At 51.5% G+C, this 22,936-nt stretch carries 21 protein-coding genes and 2 tRNA genes; 9 read left to right on the top strand and 14 right to left on the bottom strand.

Annotated features, from left to right (window positions below; genetic code table 11):
- Positions 1-363: 363 nt before the first annotated feature.
- Positions 364-1,614: an HD-GYP domain-containing protein gene (locus tag ACUZ9Q_RS00775; protein ID WP_192113573.1), complete on the top strand. Its 1,251-nt coding sequence runs from the start codon at positions 364-366 to the stop codon at positions 1,612-1,614.
- 55 nt (positions 1,615-1,669) lie between these two features.
- Here the strand turns inward: ACUZ9Q_RS00775 and ACUZ9Q_RS00780 are convergent, their stop codons facing one another.
- The 3 genes from ACUZ9Q_RS00780 to ACUZ9Q_RS00790 all read right to left on the bottom strand — a co-directional run bounded on the left by ACUZ9Q_RS00780 (position 1,670) and on the right by ACUZ9Q_RS00790 (position 4,723).
- The gene (locus tag ACUZ9Q_RS00780; RefSeq protein ID WP_449247156.1) at positions 1,670-2,410 is read right to left on the bottom strand and encodes a hypothetical protein; all 741 of its coding nucleotides are present in this window, start codon (positions 2,408-2,410) and stop codon (positions 1,670-1,672) included.
- Positions 2,411-2,715: 305 nt separating this feature from the next.
- Positions 2,716-3,750 (bottom strand): glycosyltransferase WbsX family protein, encoded by a 1,035-nt coding sequence (locus ACUZ9Q_RS00785; protein ID WP_449247157.1) that lies wholly within the window; start codon positions 3,748-3,750, stop codon positions 2,716-2,718.
- A 688-nt stretch (positions 3,751-4,438) separates the two neighbouring features.
- Positions 4,439-4,723 (bottom strand): hypothetical protein, encoded by a 285-nt coding sequence (locus ACUZ9Q_RS00790; protein WP_227119063.1) that lies wholly within the window; start codon positions 4,721-4,723, stop codon positions 4,439-4,441.
- Between the two features lie 10 nt (positions 4,724-4,733).
- Here ACUZ9Q_RS00790 and ACUZ9Q_RS00795 point away from each other — a divergent pair, with 10 nt between their 5' ends.
- A complete protein-coding gene (locus tag ACUZ9Q_RS00795) occupies positions 4,734-6,158 on the top strand; it encodes a diguanylate cyclase (protein WP_449247158.1) in 1,425 nt (474 codons plus the stop codon).
- A 340-nt stretch (positions 6,159-6,498) separates the two neighbouring features.
- On the opposite strand, the gene ACUZ9Q_RS00800 is transcribed toward ACUZ9Q_RS00795, so the two are convergent.
- From ACUZ9Q_RS00800 to ACUZ9Q_RS00825, 6 genes are all read right to left on the bottom strand, one after another.
- Positions 6,499-6,861 (bottom strand): diacylglycerol kinase, encoded by a 363-nt coding sequence (locus ACUZ9Q_RS00800; RefSeq protein ID WP_215646792.1) that lies wholly within the window; start codon positions 6,859-6,861, stop codon positions 6,499-6,501.
- A 37-nt stretch (positions 6,862-6,898) separates the two neighbouring features.
- Positions 6,899-8,377, bottom strand: a complete 1,479-nt coding sequence (locus tag ACUZ9Q_RS00805) for a sulfatase-like hydrolase/transferase (RefSeq protein ID WP_449247159.1) — start codon at positions 8,375-8,377, stop codon at positions 6,899-6,901.
- Between the two features lie 550 nt (positions 8,378-8,927).
- Positions 8,928-9,098 carry a hypothetical protein gene (locus tag ACUZ9Q_RS00810; protein WP_449247160.1) on the bottom strand — a complete coding sequence of 57 codons (171 nt, stop codon included), beginning with the start codon at positions 9,096-9,098 and terminating at the stop codon, positions 8,928-8,930.
- Between the two features lie 272 nt (positions 9,099-9,370).
- On the bottom strand, positions 9,371-10,564 hold the full coding sequence (locus ACUZ9Q_RS00815) for a hypothetical protein (protein WP_449247161.1): 1,194 nt from the start codon (positions 10,562-10,564) through the stop codon (positions 9,371-9,373).
- Between the two features lie 8 nt (positions 10,565-10,572).
- Complete coding sequence (locus ACUZ9Q_RS00820) at positions 10,573-11,115, bottom strand: hypothetical protein (protein WP_449247162.1); 543 nt, start codon at positions 11,113-11,115, stop codon at positions 10,573-10,575.
- A gap of 394 nt (positions 11,116-11,509) precedes the next feature.
- A tRNA-Ser gene (locus tag ACUZ9Q_RS00825) sits at positions 11,510-11,604 on the bottom strand.
- A 206-nt stretch (positions 11,605-11,810) separates the two neighbouring features.
- Between ACUZ9Q_RS00825 and ACUZ9Q_RS00830 the strand changes: the two genes are divergently transcribed.
- Both ACUZ9Q_RS00830 and ACUZ9Q_RS00835 read left to right on the top strand, forming a co-directional pair.
- Positions 11,811-13,544 carry a glutamine--tRNA ligase/YqeY domain fusion protein gene (locus ACUZ9Q_RS00830; protein ID WP_215646784.1) on the top strand — a complete coding sequence of 578 codons (1,734 nt, stop codon included), beginning with the start codon at positions 11,811-11,813 and terminating at the stop codon, positions 13,542-13,544.
- Positions 13,545-13,636: 92 nt separating this feature from the next.
- A tRNA-Lys gene (locus ACUZ9Q_RS00835) sits at positions 13,637-13,712 on the top strand.
- 93 nt (positions 13,713-13,805) lie between these two features.
- Here ACUZ9Q_RS00835 and ACUZ9Q_RS00840 read toward each other — a convergent pair.
- Positions 13,806-14,705 carry an alpha/beta fold hydrolase gene (locus ACUZ9Q_RS00840; protein WP_449247163.1) on the bottom strand — a complete coding sequence of 300 codons (900 nt, stop codon included), beginning with the start codon at positions 14,703-14,705 and terminating at the stop codon, positions 13,806-13,808.
- A gap of 198 nt (positions 14,706-14,903) precedes the next feature.
- On the opposite strand from ACUZ9Q_RS00840, the gene ACUZ9Q_RS00845 reads away from it, so the two are divergent.
- Positions 14,904-15,281, top strand: a complete 378-nt coding sequence (locus ACUZ9Q_RS00845) for a winged helix-turn-helix transcriptional regulator (protein WP_449248126.1) — start codon at positions 14,904-14,906, stop codon at positions 15,279-15,281.
- 34 nt (positions 15,282-15,315) lie between these two features.
- Entirely contained in the window at positions 15,316-15,513 is a 198-nt protein-coding gene (locus tag ACUZ9Q_RS00850) for a transposase (RefSeq protein ID WP_449248127.1), read from the top strand.
- A gap of 376 nt (positions 15,514-15,889) precedes the next feature.
- Here ACUZ9Q_RS00850 and ACUZ9Q_RS00855 read toward each other — a convergent pair whose 3' ends face one another.
- Entirely contained in the window at positions 15,890-17,743 is a 1,854-nt protein-coding gene (locus ACUZ9Q_RS00855; RefSeq protein WP_192112132.1) for a DEAD/DEAH box helicase, read from the bottom strand.
- Between the two features lie 278 nt (positions 17,744-18,021).
- Here ACUZ9Q_RS00855 and ACUZ9Q_RS00860 point away from each other — a divergent pair, with 278 nt between their 5' ends.
- On the top strand, positions 18,022-18,645 hold the full coding sequence (locus ACUZ9Q_RS00860; RefSeq protein ID WP_233483615.1) for an ABC transporter ATP-binding protein: 624 nt from the start codon (positions 18,022-18,024) through the stop codon (positions 18,643-18,645).
- A 2-nt stretch (positions 18,646-18,647) separates the two neighbouring features.
- Positions 18,648-19,421, top strand: coding sequence for an ABC transporter permease (locus ACUZ9Q_RS00865; protein WP_192112134.1), 774 nt, complete (start codon positions 18,648-18,650; stop codon positions 19,419-19,421).
- Between the two features lie 57 nt (positions 19,422-19,478).
- Here ACUZ9Q_RS00865 and ACUZ9Q_RS00870 read toward each other — a convergent pair whose 3' ends face one another.
- Positions 19,479-20,414, bottom strand: a complete 936-nt coding sequence (locus tag ACUZ9Q_RS00870; RefSeq protein ID WP_449247164.1) for a TIGR01777 family oxidoreductase — start codon at positions 20,412-20,414, stop codon at positions 19,479-19,481.
- 72 nt (positions 20,415-20,486) lie between these two features.
- Positions 20,487-21,389 carry a LysR family transcriptional regulator gene (locus ACUZ9Q_RS00875; protein WP_227119347.1) on the bottom strand — a complete coding sequence of 301 codons (903 nt, stop codon included), beginning with the start codon at positions 21,387-21,389 and terminating at the stop codon, positions 20,487-20,489.
- Positions 21,390-21,526: 137 nt separating this feature from the next.
- On the opposite strand from ACUZ9Q_RS00875, the gene ACUZ9Q_RS00880 reads away from it, so the two are divergent.
- Positions 21,527-22,519 (top strand): DMT family transporter, encoded by a 993-nt coding sequence (locus tag ACUZ9Q_RS00880; RefSeq protein ID WP_449247165.1) that lies wholly within the window; start codon positions 21,527-21,529, stop codon positions 22,517-22,519.
- Here the strand turns inward: ACUZ9Q_RS00880 and ACUZ9Q_RS00885 are convergent.
- The gene (locus ACUZ9Q_RS00885) at positions 22,447-22,908 is read right to left on the bottom strand and encodes a winged helix-turn-helix transcriptional regulator (RefSeq protein WP_215646769.1); all 462 of its coding nucleotides are present in this window, start codon (positions 22,906-22,908) and stop codon (positions 22,447-22,449) included. The two genes, ACUZ9Q_RS00880 and ACUZ9Q_RS00885, sit on opposite strands and share 73 nt — an antisense overlap.
- Positions 22,909-22,936 lie beyond the last annotated feature (28 nt).

Raw genomic sequence — 22,936 nt, forward strand, 5'->3', positions numbered from 1 at the left:
AGGTATCCGATATGTATGCCATGCGTTCGGCACTATCAATGCCGTACTGCTGTCACTTCAGATTTTTCAGACTTGAGGCTTCAGAAACCGGGGGATGTAAAAGGCATGCTGTCGCGGTCTGGCACATGGCTATTGATTGTCAGTATCTGTAAATGCCGTGTCATTGATATTATGAAGTATATGTTTTTTGTGTTGCCAAGAGCGTTTCCTGTTTGTGACAGTATGATATTCTATAAATATTATTTGTTGATACGTTATAATGATTGAATTGTTTTTGCATTTAATGTCAAAACTCTTGCTATAGCCTGCATGGTTTAGTAAAAAAAGCTATCTTTGCTTTACTCTAGCACAAGGGTGCCTGTCATGGAAGCTATCTCTCTGAAAGAATTGGCTGTCCCTATCATCAAATCCATCGATAGCTGCAATTATCTTTTAAAGTCGCACCATAGGCGTACAGCCGTCATTGCCTACCATATTGGCAAGAAAATGAATCTTGACTGTGATCAGCTCTTCAGGCTGATCATTGCAGCTGCGGTTCATGATGTTGGAGCCTTGTCTGTTCAGGAGCGCGATGCGCTCATTCAGGCTGATGTGCATAATCCCAGGCCGCACTGTGAAATGGGATACAGAATGCTGTCGTCATTCGGCCCGTTCAAGGACGTTGCCAGGATCATCAGACATCATCATATCCACTATGATGCATCGCTGGATATGGAAGAAGGCGAGGTGCTGCTGGACAGTCACATACTTCACCTCGCGGACCGGGTTGACGTGCTGATCAATCCAGATGTTTTTGTGCTCAAGCAAAAAGCCTCGGTTACAGAAAAAATCAGGGCCAACGTTTCCACCACGTTTCATCCGGATGTTTTCGCTGCCTTCGTGCAGGCATCAGCCCCGGATATCTTCTGGATTGAAATCAATAATCTCGAGCTTGATCAGCTTTTCAGGCTGGTCGATTCGTCGATGAATTTTGATCTTACACTTGAAAATGTTCTCGATTTTGCCTTGACCATTTCGCGCATCATTGATTTCAGAAGCCATTTTACTGCCTCACATTCCTACACGGTAGCCAATCTTGCCTGCGAACTAGGCAAAATATTTGGTTTTTCCCGCGAGCGCTGCCTGAAACTGAAGATCAGCGGCTATCTGCACGATATAGGTAAAATCGGAATCGACCCCGGCCTTATTGAAAAGGGAGGCCCGCTCACTGATGATGAGTTCGATCAGGTCAAGCTGCATACGTACTATACGGGGCAGATACTGAGCAGCCTCAGCATTTCTGAGTGGTTTTATGAAATTGTGCTCTGGGCCAAGAACCATCACGAGAAGGCCGATGGGTCCGGGTATCCGTATTCCCTGCAAGATGAAAATCTGGATGCGGGTTCAAAAATACTGGCGTTTTCAGATGTGATTGCAGCCTTGATGGAAGACCGCCCATATCGCAAGAGCCTGCCTATTGATACGGCCTTTGAGATAATCAGAAAAAGTATCTCTGCAAAGATTTCTGATCAAATGTTTGACGCCATAGAAGGACACAAGGATGAAATAAATACTATTGTGTTGCAGTGTCAGCAGAACATCAGAAAACAATACAGACCAGAGACGGTCAGTTAGCTGGCATTGTGCCAGTATACTGCGCCGGGCCGCTCGGCTCTGCATTGCTTTCAGGCTATTCAGCGTATTTTTTTACGATGTCGCGAGCCAGCTCCGCATATGCCTGGGCTTTAAGGGCAGCCACTTGTTGCTGGTCTGAAGATGCGCGTGTGTAGCGCGCACTGGCAGATGTATCCTGAATCGGCTTGGGTGAAAAAGCATCCCACTGACCCGTCGCAACATCGATGAGAGCCATTTTCAGGCGGATTCGCATTTCCTGCGATTCATCTGGAATAATGCTGCCAACTATGGGAACCCAGGAAACCGCTTTCGTGCTCATATCTTTTTGCGCTGTTTCCAGAATTCCCCAATAGACCAGTATTTTTGCGCAATTGCCTCTTGCCGCAGCCAACCGTAAAGCTGCTGCATGGCTGGTATCGCCCTGGCCCGCAGGAATGCCGGAAAAGGCCGCAACCCGATAATGCGCTTCCAATGCCTGGATCATGCTGTCATCCGGCATGATGGCCCCTGATTGGATAAGCATGACAGAGGAGCCTTTGGGCAGGGAAAACTGCTGCCTGTTTTCCAGCGCGCGCTGGATTTCTTCCTGCGAAACTGAAGCTGTAGGATTGATCCCCAAGACCTCGAATTCAGTCAACTCGCCTTTATAAAGGGAATGGTTTGCGTGCTGCAATCTGCCAGCTTCCGCCTGATACCCGGAATCAGAAATGGACCTGACGCCGCAGCCTTGTAACGCGAGAACAGCAAGTAAAACTGAAATAGTCGCGGCATAACGTAGCGGCGTGTAAGTGTCCATGATGTGTCCCATATATAAAGAATAGTTAGGCGTCTCAACAGGCTTTAATTTGCCCAGAGTGCGAATATTTGTAAAGTATGGCTCTGATAAAAGATGGTTCCGTGTCGGCTCGCAGGTGGGCGCTTTATTAGAAAGCAAGGCGATCTATACACTATTTGGCGTATTCATTGCACAGGGATGAACCAAGGGGTGAAAGTGAGGCTTGTGTTGCAATAGAAAGGGCGGAGCGACGTGGCAATCCTCCCTTTTGGCTGTCCAATATCCCCCTTGCTGTCGTAAGAACGCCTCCTCAATGGGGATGCAGCCTAGGTGTTGAATTCGTTCATGACGTTGCGCACCGCGTGCAGATACGCAAAGCCGTCTTTTTGATCCGGCTCCAGATGGCAGCCCTCGCCCCATTCGTTCCAGGCGTTGATAAAAACATATTGCAAGTTTTCTGGCAGATGCGCGCGGGTATGCTGCGCCATGGCGCGCAGGGCGGCGCTGAACACATCCACTGAAGTGCGCTCAAAAGATAATCCGTGTCTGCCGCGCCGGGGTGTGTTGTCCCAACCGGGAAAGGCGCAACGCAGCCGCGTGTAGTCGGGGGTTTCTTTCAGCAGCATGTCTTGCACGGTGGCAACATAATCAAAACGGCGGGGTTCTTCCCCTTCGATGGAGAGCATGTTCATGGGGTTCAGGTTCGGGGCAAATTCCACCATCACGTCAAACCCGAGATTGGCGGGATGCTGCCCCACGTGACATTCCACGCCAGCCAGACAAAGTTCTGTGTGCCCCATGGCCCACGCTTCTTCGCGCCATATCTGGCTGTACACGGACATCAGGGGATTGCGCTCCGGTGCAAAGACCAGCAACAGGGGTTTGCCGTCTATTCTGATATGGCGCGGATTATCAAAATACTGCGCGAGATCACGGATAATCTTTCTGGCGTTTTCCGGCGAATATTCCTGCGCGATGAACGGTTTTATCCTTTGGGGCTGGGTATTGTCGTACCAGCATTCGTGCGCCCAGCAGAGGCAAAATTCGTTCCGTATCAGGCGGCTTTTGTTGATGATGTGCAGCGGCGCATCCAAAAGCGTACGGCCGGCCATATTGTAGTAATAATAGCAGAATGCCGTAATGTTGTTATCACAGGCGATGTGATGCTGTATTGTCAGGATTTTTTCGTCAGTAAGATCATAGTAGCCCAGAATGCCGTGAGGAATATGCGGCTGGGCATGCCCATCATACAGAGGAACGGCCCTCCGGACGTTGCACCACTCTGTAAAATTTTTGCCGTAGATGTCATTTTCTGGAATGACATGAAACTGCGGCAGATAGAACGCGACAGCTTTTATCATATTTTGCCATAGCTGTTCATTGATTATCATCAAAACCCGCCAATACTGTCTGAAAAACAAGCGGTACAGGAGGGCGGCCAACTGCTGATTGTAACGGTGATTCTCCTTTCACAGAAACACGAAGAAGCCTGAAAGTCACTATATGAAGTGTGTTGAGGCGCACAAGAGGCTGGCAGTCGTGAGGATTACCCCACGGCAAACCCTTGCCCCAATACCGCCAGCCGCACGCGGTTAGTGAAGTTCCTTGGCGTTGATGTTACAGCCGCGTGTCACACAATGCTGTTTACAATCAGCCAGCCCTGTGTTGATGTAAGCACGTCGAAATGGGAGATCCCTCAACTGCGAGCGTCAGCAAGATGACTGATTTTATTGATATAAAAACATTAGTTGTTTGCTATGGTTTGTGCTGCTGTACCCAGCTTGTTGCCTTTATACTCCAGTATCGGATCAACAAGGGCGGGCAGGGGATTCAGTGGTGGATAGTGGGCAGCGTGCTGATGGTTTTTGGATTTTTTATGAACTCGTTCAGAGATGTCGAGTTACTAGCCAGTATTGCAATATTTATTTATACGGCTTCGTTTTTGCTTTGTTTTTTGTGCATATACATTGGGCTTGCGGAATTTGTGGAAAATAAAAAACTGTTGCGACCTGTGCTGATTATAGTGGGCGTGTCGCTGGTTGTGTTGAGCTATTTGGCGTTTATTGAAGGCAGTATATTTTTACGGCGAACACTCCTTTCTTTCTCCTGTTCCATACTTTCGCTGTTTTCAGCCGTAACAGTCGCTGGCGGCAACTGTAAGCATACGCTGCCTGCCAAATTTTTAAAATACGTATTTATTTTTAATACGCTATGGCTTTTTGCTTTCGCGGTTCTTCCATGGTGGGGTGGGCCGGGGATAGCCCTGTTTACAAGCCCTTCCCCTTTGGCGGCAACGTATTTTCTCCTTATGACCACCAGCACCTTTTGGACCATAGGGCTCATCATGCTGGTGAGCCAGAAGTTGTCCGACCAGTTGCGTTCTTCCAAGCAGTTTCTGGAGTCCACGCTCAACGGCCTTTCCGCCAATATCGCCCTCATCAACGCCGAAGGTGAGATTGTGCTGGTCAATCAGGCCTGGCGCAACTTTGCTGCTGCAAATGGCATGTCGCAGGATTTTGTTTCCGAAGGGGTAAATTATCTGCGTGTCTGCGAAGGCGTGTGCGCTGATAATGCCCTGGAAGCCAATTCATTTGCTCAGGGCATAAGGGATGTTCTTGACGACAAGCTTGAGACGTTCTCCATGGAATATGGCTGCCATTCGCCAGAGCAAAAGCGCTGGTTTTTGGGCAGGGTCAATCCTTTTTGCGGAGATGGCCCGCGCATGGTTGTTGTAGCGCACGAAGACATTACGGAACGAAAGCTTGCAGAGATCGCCCTCGCTGAATCCAACCACAAACTCGAGCTGATGACCAACGAGGACGGCCTGACAAAAATTTCCAACAGGCGGCATTTTGACGCCATGCTCGCCTATGAGCGCAACCGCCACATCCGCTCTGGGGCAACGCTTTCGCTCATCATGTTGGACATAGACTTTTTCAAAAATTACAATGACACGTACGGCCATGTGAAGGGCGATGAATGTCTTCAGGCTGTTGCCCAGACCGTGGCGCAATGCCTTAACCGCCCCACAGATATGGCCGCGCGGTACGGCGGAGAGGAATTTGTCTGCCTGTTGCCCGATACCGGTATCCTTGGCGCAGTGAGCCTGGCCGAACGCATACGCAAGGCTGTCATGCAGTGCGGGATTCCCCATGCGGCATCACAGGTAGCCAGCGTGGTGACGGTCAGTGTTGGGGTAGTGTCGTGCATCTGCCAGGAATCCATTACTCCAGAGCTGATTGTGCAGCGCGCGGATGAACAGCTCTATCTGGCAAAGCATGAGGGACGTAACTGCGTTAAATCCCGGTCAGATGATGACGGGATGTATGCCCAGATGCACAACGGGAACATCTGGGGACTGAAAGTGCTATGGAACAGCGAGTATGCTTCCGGCAACGCGGATCTGGACGGGCAGCACATGGAGCTGGTTTCCATTGTGAACAGTCTGCTTGAACGTGTGCTCGCAGAGGGAGATGCTCTTGACCTTAATTCCCGGTTTAACGATGTGTACCATGTTGTAGAAAAGCATTTTAATGACGAAGAAGCAGTGCTGCGCAGCAGTGGATACCCGGAGGTTGACGAACATGCGGCCCGGCACAAGGAATTGCTGCAAAAGTGCGCGGGTCTGCTCAAACAGGATGCGGAAACTTCTGTGTCCCCAGTGCAAATGCTGCAATGCATAATACACGACCTCGTGTTGAACCACATGGTTAAGGAAGACGGCAAATACTTCGCTTTTCTAAATGGGATTGGGACTACAGCTAAGTAACGTGCGCAGCATCGATAACTCTGGGAGGCGGGCATGCTTGCTACACAGCGCCTCTGCGGCTGTCCTTCCAAGAGGGCAGGGCTGGTGCGGGGGAATAAGCTGCCTGATTTTTGTTCAGCTGGGGCAATATGACAGTATATATGCCGCGCCGCATTCCATCCCTTTCAGGCGCAAAAAACGGCGAGTTACCTTTAATAGTAACTCGCCGTTTTATTAGCGCATGTGGCGGTGAGAGAGGATTGATCCGTTCTCTCATTATTTTTCATCTGTCAAAGGCCATTGATGATTAAATTGGCCAGCCATTTGGTTTGCAATCATGTTCATCAATAATGGAGTGCAACTAAGCAATTATTAAAGCAAGAAGAAGAAAAAGATTGGCAATTAAAGCAATCAATACCGCCATGGAACCTTTGTCTTTTGCGGCTTTTACAAGTTTTGACTCCTGCGGATGAATTATGTCGCAAATGTTTTCAATTGCAGAATTTAGCAGTTCAGCCAAAAGCACGAGTGTAAAGCCTGTTGGCAGTAATATTTTTTTCCATAATGGCCATGGAACAAAAAAAAGAACAATTATTAAAACAAGTAATATAAGAAGTTCTAGTCGAAAGGCTTCCTCATGGCGAAAGGCGTCAGCAAATCCGTCGATGGAATATTTTGTAGCGGAGACAAGCCGCCGGCGTACTAATTCAATAAAGTTTTTCATAGGATTAAAACCTGTATTTAATACGTCTTGTTGTTGACTATAGAAGAGGTCGAATGATTTTTTCAAGATAGAAATGCATTTTGCTGCGAGTCAGGCCCTGAAGATGAGAGCCATCAAAGGGGTGCTCTTCACCTTTGACGAAGGCAATGAACGGAATTTTTCCAGAGTTATCTCTGGAGTACGAGCGATGATCCCCCCATATTACCACTAACGTGCCATCAGGGACCTGCGTGATATAGTTTCGTATGGCATCATCCGTCGATCTGCTGCACGAATAAAAAGCGTGATCATCTCCGGTAGTAAAATACATTTGTGGGCACACATCGCGTGGATTCTCAAAGGTGTGCATATTCATGGTAATTATAAATTGAAAGAAGTTTCCGCTTTGAGGAATTTTGCTTAAAGCGAGCGGAAACATATCCTGATCGGCAATTACTCCGTCTCCCCACATGTGGCGCGGTGTAATTCCCTCCCGTTGCATTTCTTCAAGGCATAAGACGTGCTCAACGCCCTGAGCTGTATATGCTGGCCCCTGATTCATATAAAAATAGGGCATTCCATGAAAAGCAAATGAAGGCGAAATTTTCTTTGATATCTCTGACAAAAGGGAGTTTGGGAATGTTTTGGTGAATGTATAGTGTATATAATTTGATGATGCAATATTTCCTGTAAAAATTTCGAAGTCAGAGTTTGCAGATCCAAGTTTTTTTGCTCCGTCAATGGGGATGATTATCGCGGCTTTTTGCAGGTCGTGCAAAAAAGGCATCACATATTCATCCCCTACGGCAGCGTTGAGCAGGTCGTAGTCAAGACTTTCAACCTGGATAAAGATAATTTTCCCTGTTGCTTTTAAAGCAGGTATTTCTTCAATGCCGCTGGGTGTATCCATAATTGGCTGAAGTTGCTTGACCCTTGAGCTGTATCCTGTGAAAAGTTCTATAAGATATGTGGCTAGATAACCACGTTTGTGTAAAGAACGCCTTTCCGGCGGGTTCCAGTTTACAATTTCGCCAGGCTGAATTTTATCATTTGGCCAGAATGCAGACAATGGCAGAGAAGTAAAGCTGATAGCATAAACTAAAAGCAGTGCAATTAGAGAAATGATGCCAATTTTTGTTCTTTTAACATTCAGGTTGATCTTGTAAACACAAATTAATTGAAGGATTAGGCATATTACAAAAAATAATGCCATATATACTTGAATATAGATGTAAATAGACAGCCCAAAATCAAGGGCATAATCCATCCCATTCAGAATTGCCGTTAGGGTAAGCGGCTCTTTTAGGGCAGAAGAAGCAGACGTTAGTATGATGCTCGATATGCATTGCAATAAAAAAATAATCACACAAGTTTTTTTATTTGCAAAAGAGAGGACAGCAAGGCTTGCCAGAAAGTTGATGCCTATGATCGGGGCAGATGGATGGATGCTCCAGATTTGGCAAAAAGTACTTATGGCTGCCGTGAGAGATACCAGGAAAAAGAATGGAATCCATTCTTTAATTGCGCGAAAGTTCAAGGTTGCCTCCTGGTATATTGGCGAAATTCACTATATGCCAAGAACCAAGATGTCAACGGAGCTGTATGGCGTTGCCTTTATTTCGACCGGATGTCTCCCTTGCGTGGTTTGGGTGGGGCAGAACTATGTCTGAAGCTGCACTAAAACACGTTCAACGGTTGAAATGGATGCCATGGAGTTTTCATGCTCCCGCCCGAGTACGTTTGCCGGTTGCGCCCCCCAGAACTGTTGCTGCGTGGTAGCTCAAATATTTGTCGGTAAGGCCCGCCGTAGGTTTAAGAAAAATCCCGTGCAGATATTCCAACGCTATGTACGCCTCCCTATTCCGCCGAAAAATAGGCAGCTATGTAATGGCGCTAGATGTTCCTTTTCGTCGGGCCGCATGTCTTAGTGGCTGAACAGAGGCCAGTAACGGGCAATATGGGGTTTGTGTTCATTAACCCGGTTACTCAGGCCCATACTCCATGCGGCAGCCATCAATGAAGCTGATGCTGAAGCGGCTTTGCGAGAAGGCAGGGGTAACCCCATTCGGGTTCCACGCCATACGCCACTATTTTGCCGTTAGTCTGGTCAAATCGCAGTAGGCGGAGTTGGCGGCATTCAGCAGCTTTTGGGCCACCAGAGGCCCACCACAACGGATATTTACCTGAGGAGCGTTGCCCCTAACCTTGACCGTCTGGCCGGGGTCATTGAAGGAGCGGTTCAATCGATAGCTGTTCATGGGGATGAGGCTGAGGCAGAAGGGTAGGCTTGGCTGTACCAGTAGAAAGAGCGGGTTGCTTTGCGGTGGCTCGCCGTTGCAACATCTGTATGGTTTGCTTGTGGTAAATTGTACAGATAGAAAGACGGTTTAAAATGGAAAAATGGTTAGGTGTGCGGTGTTCGTTCATAACCATTAGTATGTTGTGTAGTAACATTTACTTAAACTCGACTCACAACAAAAATACTGTTGTTAGTGATATTCAAAGAATTATTGTGTGTTGTAAATATGTTCTAGGTGGAATGTATATTGTCGAGTATTATATCAATAGGCATAAATTCCAGAAAAACCCTGCCAAAAAAGTGACGTGATACATATATATAATCGAAATTTTCAACGGTTTTGTTTTTTATATTCAATTTAAAAATATAGTCATTATCCTCTGATCTAGTGACATTAACGCCAATGGCTTCTGCCTTTTCTCTTAATACACTCAAATCCACAAAAACAATAAGAATGAGATTTCCAGAAAGGAACGCATACAATGTATCTGGTTTTTGAAAAGAAAGAGTAAACGGAGTGTAATCTCGCCATTTTTCTATGCTTTTAAATGAATTGACATAGCATGCCACTGGCTCCTGCATCTCGTCACAACTCTCATTAATTATGCGACTAGCATCACCAGTGGCAGCAAGATACCGAACTCCTGCTTCGGGAGTAGAAATGCAGGACCCGGTCTTGAGTGCTTCTTGGACTGTACTATTCATCAACTCTGTATAGTTTTTCTCTGTGCCGCGCAGAAAAACTCTCTTAATTCCTTGAAAACCACTTATGTCGCCACCGTCATTACGGTAGAAATTTTTAATTATTTTCAGTGATTGAAACTGCCTCTCTGTTCTACGATTGCGATTTTTGCTTGATTTTACCTCAATGGGCAAAGGAATTTCATTCCCAAGGAGGCTAATATCACCGTGTCGCATCACGTTTGTTAAATCGTTAAGCAAGGGAACAAAGCCTTTTCGGGCTAGCTCTATGGCTCTTTTCCGCTCTTTCCAAAACCCCGATTTTTCTGTAATAAAACCAGGAGTTTCTTTAAGTGCAAACCTGTGTTGATTGATTTGAAAATGGTGAATATTCCACTTGGGTGTGTACTTAAATACTAAGGCGTCACAAAAGCATTTAAAAATATAAATTATATTACTATAACCATCTATTTTATATAAAGAATGGTCAATTTTAGATTTTATTTTACTTGATTCATCCTTAGCTAATCCACTGCTTCGCAATGTTTGTCTTAATTTTCCAATAAAGCTTTTTTCTTTAGATAACTTCTTTTCTGCAGATTTTATGCTATTGAGCACATCAATTTGGTAGTCATATATGCGGATAGAATCAATCAGACTATTCCCTCTAAACTTTAAATTATCAGGCATAGCATTGAGTGAATCTTTCAATGAAAATATTTTTTTCTTGTAGTATGTAATCATAAAAGAGATTACTCCAGTTTTATATCAAAATCATTATCACTATCTCTCCACACTTCTATTTTCGTTGGATTGTCATTGCCAACCATATTGAACACAAAATACAATTGTTCCAAATTTAGAAAGTAGACTTTTTTATTTCTTATTTTGTCTGAACTTATAAAAATACCTGAAAGCTGGTCATTTTCAAAAGAAGGAAGAAAAATATAGCTGTGAATAAAGTAGTTGGCCAATACTACTAATTTAATTTTCTCATTATGAAGCGAGTCAAGATCAAAAAGCTCTTCAATTTTATGCCAGTTGAGATGATTAACATTTTTTACATTACTGAAATATTGAATAGGAATTTTGCATGAGTGTATTTGTTTAGAGAATTTTTTGGTTTCAAGCAATTTCCGTATAGAATAAAATCCTATAAATATTTTTTGTTCTAGTTTTACAGATAATTTTTCATCTATCTCACCTTCAATAGTTGTAAATTTCTCCTTAGTACGCTTTAACCAAAAGACCGTATTAAGCAAGTCACGTTTCCAATAATATGATTCCCATATCATGATAGCTATCTTTTTTGGGATTGTGCATTTTCAACCACGCACCTCCACTTTCGAGGATGCCCATTCAAAATTTAGACAATATTGAGCAATCTATCAAGGCTTGGGGGGGCGCGCCGCCGGAGTGTTCAAGGGGATCAAGTTTTAGTGTGTTGCTAAAACGCTCAGTGGCATCCCACAAAAAACGTATAATACATCTCACTACATGCAAGGCACTTCAAAATCACCTAGAATTGTTCATAAAAGCACCTCTTGCAAGCAGCGATTTCTCCGCAGATCCCCCAAAAGTATGTACGGCGGTATGTACGCCACCCCGCACCACCCCAATTCCTACCCCGCAAGAACGCAAAAACGGCGAGTTACCTTTGACAGTAACTCGCCGTTTTACTTGCTTATGTGGCGGAGAGGGAGAGATTTGAACTCTCGATACAGGTTTAAGCCCGTATACTCGCTTAGCAGGCGAGCTCCTTCGGCCGGCTCGGACACCTCTCCGCATGCATCAGGCCAACAATTAAGCGAACCAGAATGCAGAAAAGCAAGCTAGCCTAGACGGCGGCACCTGTCAAGAATGTTCTGCCATCTATGAATAAAAGCGCATAACATGAGGGTGCACGGACAGCACAGCCACGCATTGACCGGGGGCGCAGCTTGGCGTAATTTTATGGACTTCCCATTAAATGGAACTATTGGAGCGCATTATGGCCCCCGAAAATGATACGACACCCGCCACTGTTGCTGAAGGCACCGCCGCTGGCGATACCGCAAAAGTCGGCCTGGATTTCATCCGCACCCGTATAACTGAAGACAACGCTTCGGGCCGGTTCGGCAATCGCGTGCACACGCGTTTTCCTCCCGAGCCGAACGGGTATCTGCATCTGGGGCATGCCAAGTCCATCTGCCTTAACTTTGGCGTTGCCAGGGAGTTTGGCGGGCTGTGCAACCTGCGCTTTGACGACACCAACCCCACCAAGGAAGAAACGGAATACGTTGATTCCATCCGTGAGGATGTGCGCTGGCTTGGCGGCGTGTGGGACGACCGCGAATTTTACGCTTCCGACTACTTCGAGAAGCTCTATGACTACGCCGAGCAGCTCATCAAGATGGGCAAGGCCTATGTGGACGACCTTTCGGCGGAGGAAATCCGCGAATACCGCGGCACGCTGACCGAACCCGGACGCGAAAGCCCCTGGCGCAACCGCAGCGTCGATGAAAACCTTGATCTGTTCCGCCGTATGCGCGCGGGCGAATTTGGCGATGGTCAAAAAGTGCTGCGCGCCAAGATCGACATGACCTCGCCCAACGTGGTCATGCGCGATCCCACGCTGTACCGCATCCGCCATGCGGAACACCATCGCACGGGCAACAAGTGGTGCATCTACCCCATGTACGACTACACCCACTGCCTGTCCGACTCCATCGAGGGCATTACCCACTCGCTCTGCACGCTGGAATTCATCAATAACCGCGAACTGTACGACTGGGTGCTCGAAACCCTTGGCGCGTACCGCCCGCAGCAGATCGAATTTGCGCGGCTCAATGTCACCTATACGGTGCTCTCCAAGCGCAAGCTCATCCAGCTTGTAAAGGAAGGCCACGTTACTGGCTGGGACGATCCCCGCATGCCCACCCTGAGCGGTATGCGTCGCCGGGGCATTCCGCCCGAGGCCCTGCGCGAATTCTGCTCCCGTATTGGTCTGGCCCGCGCCGATTCCACCGTGGAATATTCCATGCTCGAGTTCTGCGTGCGCGAATATCTCAACGAGCATACCCCGCGCGTTATGGCTGTGCTCGACCCGGTGAAAGTGGTTATTGAGAACTATCCCGTAGGTCAGGTGGAAGAGTTTGACATGCCCTACCACCCGGAAGATGCCTCCTATGGCAGCCGCAAGGTGCCGTTCTCGCGCGAGCTGTATATTGAGCGGGACGACTTCCGCCTTGAGCCGCCCAAGAAGTTCCACCGGCTGGCCCCAGGTGCGGAAGTGCGCCTGCGCTATGCCTACTTTATCACCTGCCGCGAGGCCGTGCTGGACGATGCGGGCAATGTGGTTGAACTGCGCTGCGTGTACGACCCGGAAAGCAAGGGCGGGCAAAGCCCCGATGGCCGCAAGGTGAAGGGAACCATCCATTGGGTGTCGGCGGCACACGCCATCCCCGCAGAAGTACGCCTGTACGACCAGCTTTTCGCGGTGGAAAACCCCAATGCCGCGCCCGAGGGCAAGACGTTTCTGGATAACCTTAATCCCGAATCGCTCACAAAGGTGGAGGCCCTGCTGGAACCGGCCCTGGCTACTTTCAAGGCAGGGGACAAGATGCAGTTCGAGCGCCTTGGCTACTACTGCAAGGACAAGGACAGCACTGATGCCAAGCCCGTGTTCAACCGCACAACCACGCTGCGCGACACATGGGCCAAGCTGGAAAAGAAGGGCGCATAGCGGCTTTTTGAGCAAATATGGGTTTGATCGGCATTTTGTTGCAAGACGCGCTTGACAGTTGCTAAGGCTGTCGCTATATTCCGCGTCTCTACGGGTCGTTAACTCAGTAGGTAGAGTATCTGCCTTTTAAGCAGAGAGTCGCAGGTTCGATCCCCGCACGACCCACCATATATTTCAAGGGCTTATGGCTAACCGCCATAAGCCCTTTTTCTTTGAGCCGCTATGCCCCCGTCTTTGAGGTAGAGGCTCCTCTCAGGCCACTCAGAGCGCATCTACCCAGGTGATGATCGCCGCATTCACATCGTCCTTCCGATCCTGCATGATCCAGTGCCCAGCGCCTTCCCAGAGGTCGACCTTTGATTTCGGGTGAGAGAACCATGTATGCATTCGCTCGGCTTGCTCTTTATCTCTGCAAAGATGATAAAATGGGGTGCGAATGGTTTTGCAAAATACTTTGCTTTGCTCCCCAAGTCCGACTTGGTTTGGGCCAAAAAATAAGGGGGCAAAGGATTCACGCACAGGATAGATCGGTGTGCCCTGAAGGCGTCTGGTATGCCATCGTTTTAAAGCAGGATCTGTGGCTTTGTCGTAAAATCCGGCTAATAAGGCTGATATTACATCGCTTGGATTGCCGTGTTGCAGGTCATCAACCGTCTTTTGAAATATAGAAGCAAGTTTGTCGGAAAATCCGAGCGAACCATCAACCGAGACGACTCCCTCAATCAGATCCGGCCGTTTGTTCGCTAGGCGTGCGGCGATTTGCCCTCCCATCGAATGCCCCACCAGCACAAATTTTTCACTTGAAAACCTAGTCTCGATGAGCGTTTCGATATCTGCGACATAGTCATCCGGCATGTAATTGCCAGACGGCATTACCTCGGATCTGCCGTGCCCGCGCAGATCTATGGCAACAACGCGATAACGGCTTTCCAACGCTGGGAGTTGCCAACTCCAATCATGCGAGTCACAACTCCAACCGTGGAGCAGCATCATGTTTTTACCTTTTCCAGTGTCGGTATAAAAAAGCTCGGCGGTTGGTTTACTTGCGCCAAAGGCCTGTATTGGAGTGGTCGCGTCTGTGGTTAACCCCGTAAGTACCATAAGGCCGCGCAGGGGGTTGGCCATAATTGTCGAGGCTGTGGTCAAGCCTAGCAGCTTCATGAGGCCTCGCCGGGATAAGGGCGTGTTCTGTACTTTCAATGTAAGCATCCTTTGAGATATCCTCGCCGACATCAACATCGACGACCATTAATAAAGTGGGCTGTGCTCATTAATATATGTTACGATTATAACGTCAATTACGCACCTTAAGGTGCGTAGATATACAGGAGTATACTGCTATGACACAAAAAGTGGATACTGTTTTTTTTTGCGGACTGCGCGGCACGATCATTCTTCGACCAAGTTGCAAACAAGTGGTCTGTGATGATCCTAACTATTCTAGAAGAGAAGCCTACACGGTTTAACGAGCTCATGCGCAGGCTTGAGGGTATTACGCATAAGGCGTTGACGCAGGCTTTGAGACGATTGGAAAGAAATGGATTAATCATGCGCAAGATTATGGCGACATCTCCTGTAGCCGTCGAATATTCAATTACCGAACTTGGCCGAACGCTACAGGTACCTTTAAGGGCGGTCTACAATTGGGCGATAGAACACCTGCCTCAAATCGAAAAGGCACGTGAACACTATGATACTAAAGAGGAACGTCAGACTGCTTCTGGAGAAGTTGAATAAGAAGCTGCTGCGTAGTTTAGAGGTTCATATTCTCATGCTGCTTGCGATACCCCCGGAGATAAGCGTATCGAGTTTTATAGGGTACTTAAAAGGTAAAGATAGTTTGATGCTCTATAAGCAATCGGCAATCTTAAATTTAAATATTACAGTCGTGAGTTTTTGTTTCGCGGGTTTTTATATAGATACCGTGGGCAAGGATAGTACAACAATTCAGGATTGCATAAAAAAGTAACTTGATAGAGATAAGCTCAGCGATCCGTTGAGTCCTCCGGATCCAGGGTACCCCGTTAACAGGCCGTAAGTAACAGAAATGCAAATGTCAGATCGAACATGCACCTGCTAGGGAGCAGATGGTAAGAGAGCCTTATAGGGGCTTACGTCCCCGCGGCGCAGGGTGATACGTATTCTTTGGGTTATGCAAAGGTGTATTCAAGCGTAGGGGGCTTCATCTGAGGAGCACGGAGCCGCCCGTGCGGATTACCGGGGGCTTGGCCGATGCAATGGGCCTGCTCTCGTTCCTCATGCAAACAGTTAGAGCGGCATGTAGATGAAATTAAAACGGCCCGTTGGCTCTATGAGCCAACGGGCCGTTATGCTAGCAACAAAGATTAATCCCTGTCTTCTTCTGCGCCGCGCGGTTTTCTGCCCCATTTATCGGGGTGCGTAAACCGCTTGCCGCCGCCACCGTTACCGCCGCCATCGCGCTGATTGCGGGCAGGGTATCCGGGCCGGGGGCCACGCGGTGCGCGGGGGCCAGGGCCAAAGCTCTTGCGCTGGAACGAGCCGCCGCCAGTATCCAGCTTGGCGGTCACGCGCGTACCGGCAATAAACACGCCCCGGTTAAGAACGGCCAGCACGTCGTCGGCAAATTCGCTCTGCACTTCAACAAGGCTGAAATGCTTTTGAATGCTGATTGCGCCGATGCTGCGGCCAGCAATGCCGCATTCGCCAGTGATGGCGCCCACCATTTCGCCGGGCGAAACCTTGTGCGCGTGTCCCACGCTGATGTGCAGGCGGGTCATGGGCGCATCATTACGGCGCGGACGCGCGCCATCGCGGTCGCCCTGACGGAACCCGTCGCGACCGTCACGACCATCGCGGCCAAAACGACGGGGCGCTTCGGCCAGCGGGTCTTCTTCTGGCACGTTGGTGGCATCGCCAAAATCGCGCTGCATCAGCAGCTTGAGCAGGGCTGCGGCCACATCGCGGCTGGTGATCACGTCGTCTGCAAACTGTTCGGACAAAAAGTCTTCAACCATCTGCATGCAGCTTTCCAGCGCACCGGCGGTCAGCGTGGCGCGCACTTCGTCCAGCAACCGCGAGGTGCGGATGTTGGCAACGTCGCGCAGCGAAGGCAGGCGTTCCTGCTGGATGCGGGCCTTGGTATGCCGGATAATGTCGCGCAGCTTGTGCTGCTCGCGCAGGGTCACAAAGGTGAAGGCCTTGCCCACGCGGCCAGCGCGCCCGGTGCGGCCAATGCGGTGCACGTAGCGCTCTGCGTCATGGGGAATATCGTAGTTGACCACGGCATCCACATCGTCCACGTCAATGCCGCGCGCGGCAACGTCCGTGGCAATCAGAATGTCCAGCCCCTCACCGCGAAAACGCTGCATGACCCTGTCGCGCTGCGACTGGGCAAGGTCGCCGTGCAGGCCGTCGCTCTGATAGCCGCGCTGTTGCAGGTGGGCCGTCACTTCGTCCACGCTGCGCTTGGTGGAGCAGAACACCAGGGCCTTGCGGAATCCCTGGGCGTCCAGCACCCGGCACAGCGCGTCCATCTTCTGATGGGGGCGCACTTCGTAATAGACCTGCTCAATGGCGGGCACAGTCAGGGTTTTCTGGGCAATGGCCAGCATTTCCGGCTCACGCAGAAAGCGCTTGCTCAACTGCAAAATAGCCGGGGGCATGGTGGCCGAAAAAAGTACGCGCTGGCATTCAGCGGGCACCCGCTCCAGAATGGCTTCTATATCTTCGCGAAAGCCCATATCGAGCATTTCGTCGGCTTCATCAAGCACAATGGTGGTTGCGCCGCCCAGGCGGAGGGTGCCGCGCTGGAGGTGATCCATAACGCGGCCAGGGGTACCTACCACCACCTGCACGCCGCGTTCAAGAGCGCGGAGCTGGCGTTCAATGGCCTGACCGCCGTATATGGGCAAAATGGCGACGCCGCGCATGCGGGCGGCCAGTTTGCTGAGTTCTTCGGCAACCTGAATGGCAAGCTCGCGCGTGGGGCAAAGCACCAGCGACTGCACCGCCCTTGTGGGGGTGAGCTTTTCCAGAATGGGCATGCCAAAGGCGGCTGTTTTGCCAGTGCCGGTCTGGGCCTGACCTACCGCGTCGCGGCCAGTCAGCAGAAAGGGTACGGCGAGCACCTGGATAGGAGAGGGTTCTTCAAAACCCATATCCTTGACGGCCTGCAATAATTCCGGGGACAAATGAAAATCTTCGAACGATGGGGACATGCTGTTCCTGTACATAAAAAATTACTTGGTAGCGTACCATAGCCTCATACACGCCAATGCACAATGCCCCATCAGCCCCAGATTGCGGCAGACGGCGGCCTGACTGAAAAAAACCGCCCAGAAGCCGCCCCCCGCAAGGGATGAAGATTCTGGCGCAGATGTAAAAAAATTCTGCTACGCGGCACAAAGCGTTTAGAGGCTGTTGACCTTGCCGCGCTCCTCTGTAGGATGGCCTACGCCGGAATAGTCCTGCATCACGTCAGCCATCAGGAGAAACCATGTCCTGTATACAGACACGCGGTCTTGCCTACGGCCAGATATCCTATAGAGATCTGGACATCGAAGAGGGCAAGGCCACCTTTATCAGCGGCCCCAGCGGCTGCGGCAAAAGCACGCTACTGCGGCTGTTCAACAAAACTCTGGCCCCTACGGCAGGCACGGTGCTGTATCGGGGGCAGGACATGGCCCAAACGGACAGCATTGCCCTGCGGCGAGAGGTTTTGCTGGCAGGGCAGTCCGTGTTTCTCTTTGAAGGCACCGTGGGCGAAAACTTTGACGCCTTTTGCGAAGCCAGAGAATCCGCCACCCTTGCGGCGGAAGACAAGCAGAAATTCCTGCGCCTGTGCTGCGCCAATTTCCCGCTGGATGCGCCTTGCGTGCATCTTTCCGGTGGCGAACGCCAGCGCGTGTTTCTGGCCATCTGCCTTTCATTCCTGCCCAAGGTGCTGATGCTCGACGAACCCACCTCGGCTCTGGATCAGGAAACAGCAGAGCGCTTTATGGCCCAGGTGCTGGCCTTTTGCCGCGAGCGCGGCATGACCGTGGTAGCCGTGAGCCATGATCCCGCCCTGACCGGGCGGCATGCGGAAAACATCATCAGCCTGCGGGCAGAGGCGGAATAACCATGAACGGCGTTGCCCAGATTCAGTTAGGCTCTTTTTTGCTCGTCTATGTGCTCTTGCTGGTGGTGCTGGCGGTTATGAAAAAATGCCGCATCAACCAGACCAAACTACTGGTGCTGGCAAGCGCACGCATGACCTTGCAGCTCATTGCCGCAGGCTACGCGCTGACATTTCTTTTCGAGCATCCGCACCCACTGCTCACCATGGGCTATCTGCTCATACTGGTGTTTTTTACCATTTATCTGGTGCTTTCGCGCAACAAAAGGCTCAACCCGCGCTTTCGGGTAATAGTGTCTGTTTCCATTGCCAGTTGCGGGCTGGGCATCATCATATTTTTCGTGACCTGTATTGTGGGGCAGAGCGTGTTTGATCCGCAATACCTCATCCCCATCAGCGGCATGCTCATGGGCAATGCGCTCACGGGCGTTTCGCTGGGCCTCAAGTCATTCTGGAACGGCCTTGAGGGGCAGCGGGCGCGCGTGGAGGCGCTGCTGAACATCGGGGCCACGCCGGAGAAGGTGCTTTTTCCCTTTGTGTGCCAGGCGCTGGAAACCGCCCTCGTGCCCACGCTCAACTCCATGCTGGGCATGGGCATAGTGGTGCTGCCCGGCATGATGACAGGCCAGATACTTTCCGGCACCGCTCCCACCACTGCCATCCTGTACCAGATAACCATCATGGTGGCTATTTGCGCCTGCGTGTGCCTGTGCTGTTTCTGCTCGCTCTATTTCGGCTACAGAACGCTCTGGAACGCGCAAAAACAGGTGGCTTTCTAGGCGCAGGTTGCCAGTGGGACTGTCCGAGCGCTGTTTACGTATAATGTGTTAGCGGCGTTAGAGAAGCACACTCCGCAGGGCTGATTCGAGATCCGGCTGGTAAAAGGCATAGCCAGCAGCCTGCAACCGCGCTGGAACAGGATTCTGCCCAGCGAGCAGCAGTTCATCGGCCATCTGCCCCAGCATCAGGCGCAGTATCGCTGCGGGCACAGGCAGCCACGAGGGCTTGCCGCAGGCCTTGCCAAGGGCGCGGGTAAATTCGCTCATGCTGGGGGTGCGCGGCGCGCAGATGTTGAACGTGCCCGCAAGGTCGGGTCTTTGCAGCAGCAGGGCGGCTGCTCCGGTCACGTCTTCAAGGTGCGTCCAGCAGAATGGCTGTTTGCCTGAACCCAGCGGCCCGCCTACAAACATGCGGAAGGGGGGCAGCATGCGCTCCAGAAATCCGCCGGGGGTTCCATCCGCCTTTTTGCCCAGCACCGGGGCAAAGCGCAGCACGCAACGGCGGATGCCCATCGCTTCAACGGGCACGGTGCTCTGTTCCCACTGGCGGCAGGTTTCGGCCAGAAATCCCGTGCCGGAGGGCGCACCTTCATCGCAGGGAGGCGCGCTGTTTTGCCACAGACCGTAGTATCCGCTGGCCGAAGCCTGCAAGAGGGTTGCAGGCGCTTGCTGGGATTGTTCCTTGCGCAGGCGCAGGGCAACGCACAAGGCTTGCCCGGTTTCTACCCGGCTGTTCACAATGGCCTGCTTGCGTTCCGGCGTCCAGCGGCCTCCGCCGATATTCTCGCCCTGAAGGTTGATGATGGCGTCGATGCCGTCCAGCAATCCGGCCAGGGCAGCTCCATCCCAGCCGTTCCAGACCACGCGCCGTGGCCCGTTGCCGTCCTTGCCCGCCCTGCGTGAAACCACGCTTACGGTGAGGCCCTGGCGCATGAGCGCCGTTGCCATGTATCGCCCCACAAAGCCTGTGCCGCCCAGAATGAGAACATGCATGGTGAACCCCCTCTGTTGTGCGAAGCCGTGCGTTTGATGCAGTCTATACCGTTTGCCGGAGAACAGGCAATTTTATCGTTTTGCCGGCCTTGCGGTTGATTGCGCGGGATGCGGAAAAACCTCCTGCGCCATGCGGATGAACTCCCGCGCTGCGGGCGACATGCGGCGAGCGTCCGGCGTTGCCAGGGCTACCTGCCGCCGGGCCGCAGGACGGAGGGGCTTTTTGACGTAGCCCTGTGCTTTATCTGGCGGCAGGGCGGATTCTGCCACAATGCTCACGGCCTCGCCCCGAGCCACGGCGGCAATGGTGCTCACAAGCTGCAACGAGCGCCAACGTATATTGGGTTGCAGTCGCAACGCGCGGAACAGGCCACCGATAATGTCTTCAGATCCGGCTCTGGTCATGGCAAAGGGGCTGGCGCAAAGTTCCTCCAGGGTGACGGCGTTTTTCTTCGTCAGCGGGTGCGCCAGAGGCAGCAGGGCCACCAGCTGGTCTTCCATGAGGGGAAAGGTGTCAAACCGTTCATCCGGCAAGGTCACAAAACCAATGTCCACACGGTGGTCTGTGAGCCATTGGGCCACCTCGCCGTCCGGGCCTTCATCCACGTGGACTTCAATGCCGGGGTATACCGCGCGGTATTTTTCAAGCACCGGGGGCAGCAGGCGCAGCGAGGCCGTAGGGCCAAAGGAGCCAATGCGCAACGTGCCGCGCTTCATGCCGTGCGCGTCCGAGGCCTCCTGCCGCATGGATTCCGCCAGCCCAAGCATGGCCTGCGCCTGCCGCAACAGGCGAGCGCCCACATCTGTAAGCTCCAGATTCTTGCCGCGCCGCAGCAGGGCCACGCCAAATTCCTGCTCAAGCGCTTCAATGGCGTGGGATACGCCCGATTGCGAAATCCCCAGTTGCAGGGCTGCGGCAGTGAAGCCACGGCGCGCGGCCACGGTGGAGAATATTTCAAGCTGGGTCAGCGTCATTGCGATTCCATGAGTTATTGCTCATTTCTCTATGAATGAACATGTACGTAAATGTATGCGCTTCAGCTAGCGGGTGCAATGGGTGCGGCCTGTGCAATGCCTTTGGCCGCAGAATTTCAGTAAAGTCAGGGATTGAAATGAGTGTTGCAAAAGAACGCGCTGGGGACGCCGCCGTGTACGTCCGGTTGGCACTTGTGGCCGTGGCCTGGGGGGGAACCTTCATTGCGGGCAGAAGCCTGGCTGGCGTTGCGCCCATGTTTTCGGCGAGCTTGCGGTTTTTGCTGGCCTCGGCGGCGCTGAGTCTGTTTCTTGTGGTTTCCGGCAAGGGCTTTCGCCGTGTGACGGTGGGGCAGGCTCTGGTGGTGAGCCTGCTGGGGTTTTGCGGCATCTTTTCTTACAGCTTTTTCTTTTTCAGCGGCTTGCAGCACATCAGCGCCTCGCGCGCGGCGCTGATTGTGGCGCTGAACCCGGCGGTCATGGCCCTTATCGCCTACCTTTTTTACCGTGAACGCGTGAGCGCTCTGAAAATGCTTGGCATTGCCCTGTGTTTCGGCGGTGTGCCCCTGGTGGTCGGAGGCGGCGATCCCCAGCGGGCAGGGGCTGGCGGCAGCGGCTGGCTGGGCGAGGCGCTTATAGGCGGCTGCGTGCTGAGCTGGAGCGCCTACAGCGTGTTTTGCAAATCTGTGGTGCGGCAGCTTGGGCCGTTGCACACGGTTACGTATTCCATCTATGCCGGAACCCTCATGCTGGCGGTCTATACCGCCTGCACGGGCGCGCTGGATTTTGCCGCCGTGGCGCGGTTCAGCAGCGGCGAAATGCTCAGCCTGCTCTATCTGGGCATAGTTGGCTCCGCCGTGGCCTATATCTGGTATTATGACGGCATCCAGAAAATTGGCGTAGCGCGCGCTGGCGTATTTATTGCGCTCAATCCCCTGGCGGCGGTGCTGTTTGGCGCGGCCCTGCTGGGTGAACAGATGACACTGGCGACCCTGCTTGGCGGCGCGCTTATAATCACCGGCATTGTTGTGGAAAACTTCCGTAGCGGGGCCGGATGCGCTCAGGCCGCCGAACCGCCCTTGGAAGTATCCGCCGAACCGTCCACCAAACTATCCGGGCAGGCGCGGGGCTGACAGCCGCAATCTTCTGCTTCTAGTTTTTCCGCATTTTTTTCAAAATCCAGATGCTCCCGGCCCCAGGCGTACAGCGCCTCCAGCGCCGGGAGTAGTGTTTTGCCGCGCTCTGTGAGGGAGTATTCAACTCTGGGTGGAATTTCGTTGTATTGCATGCGATGCACAAGATCAAAATCTTCCAGCTCGCGCAGGCACTTGGTCAACATCATGTTGGTGACGCCCCGCACTGTGCGTTTCAGTTCATTGTAACGAAGGGTCTCTTTTTCGGCCAAATGCCACAGAACGGGCAGCTTCCACTTGCCGCCAATGCACTTGAAAACGTGCAGGATGGGGCATTCTGCCTTGTTATCGTACAGGCAGCTGGCGGCGCGTGAAGAAGATTTTGTCATGGTATGCTCGCAAAAAGTAGGGAAGAAA

The organism is Desulfovibrio desulfopostgatei, assembly GCF_053570645.1.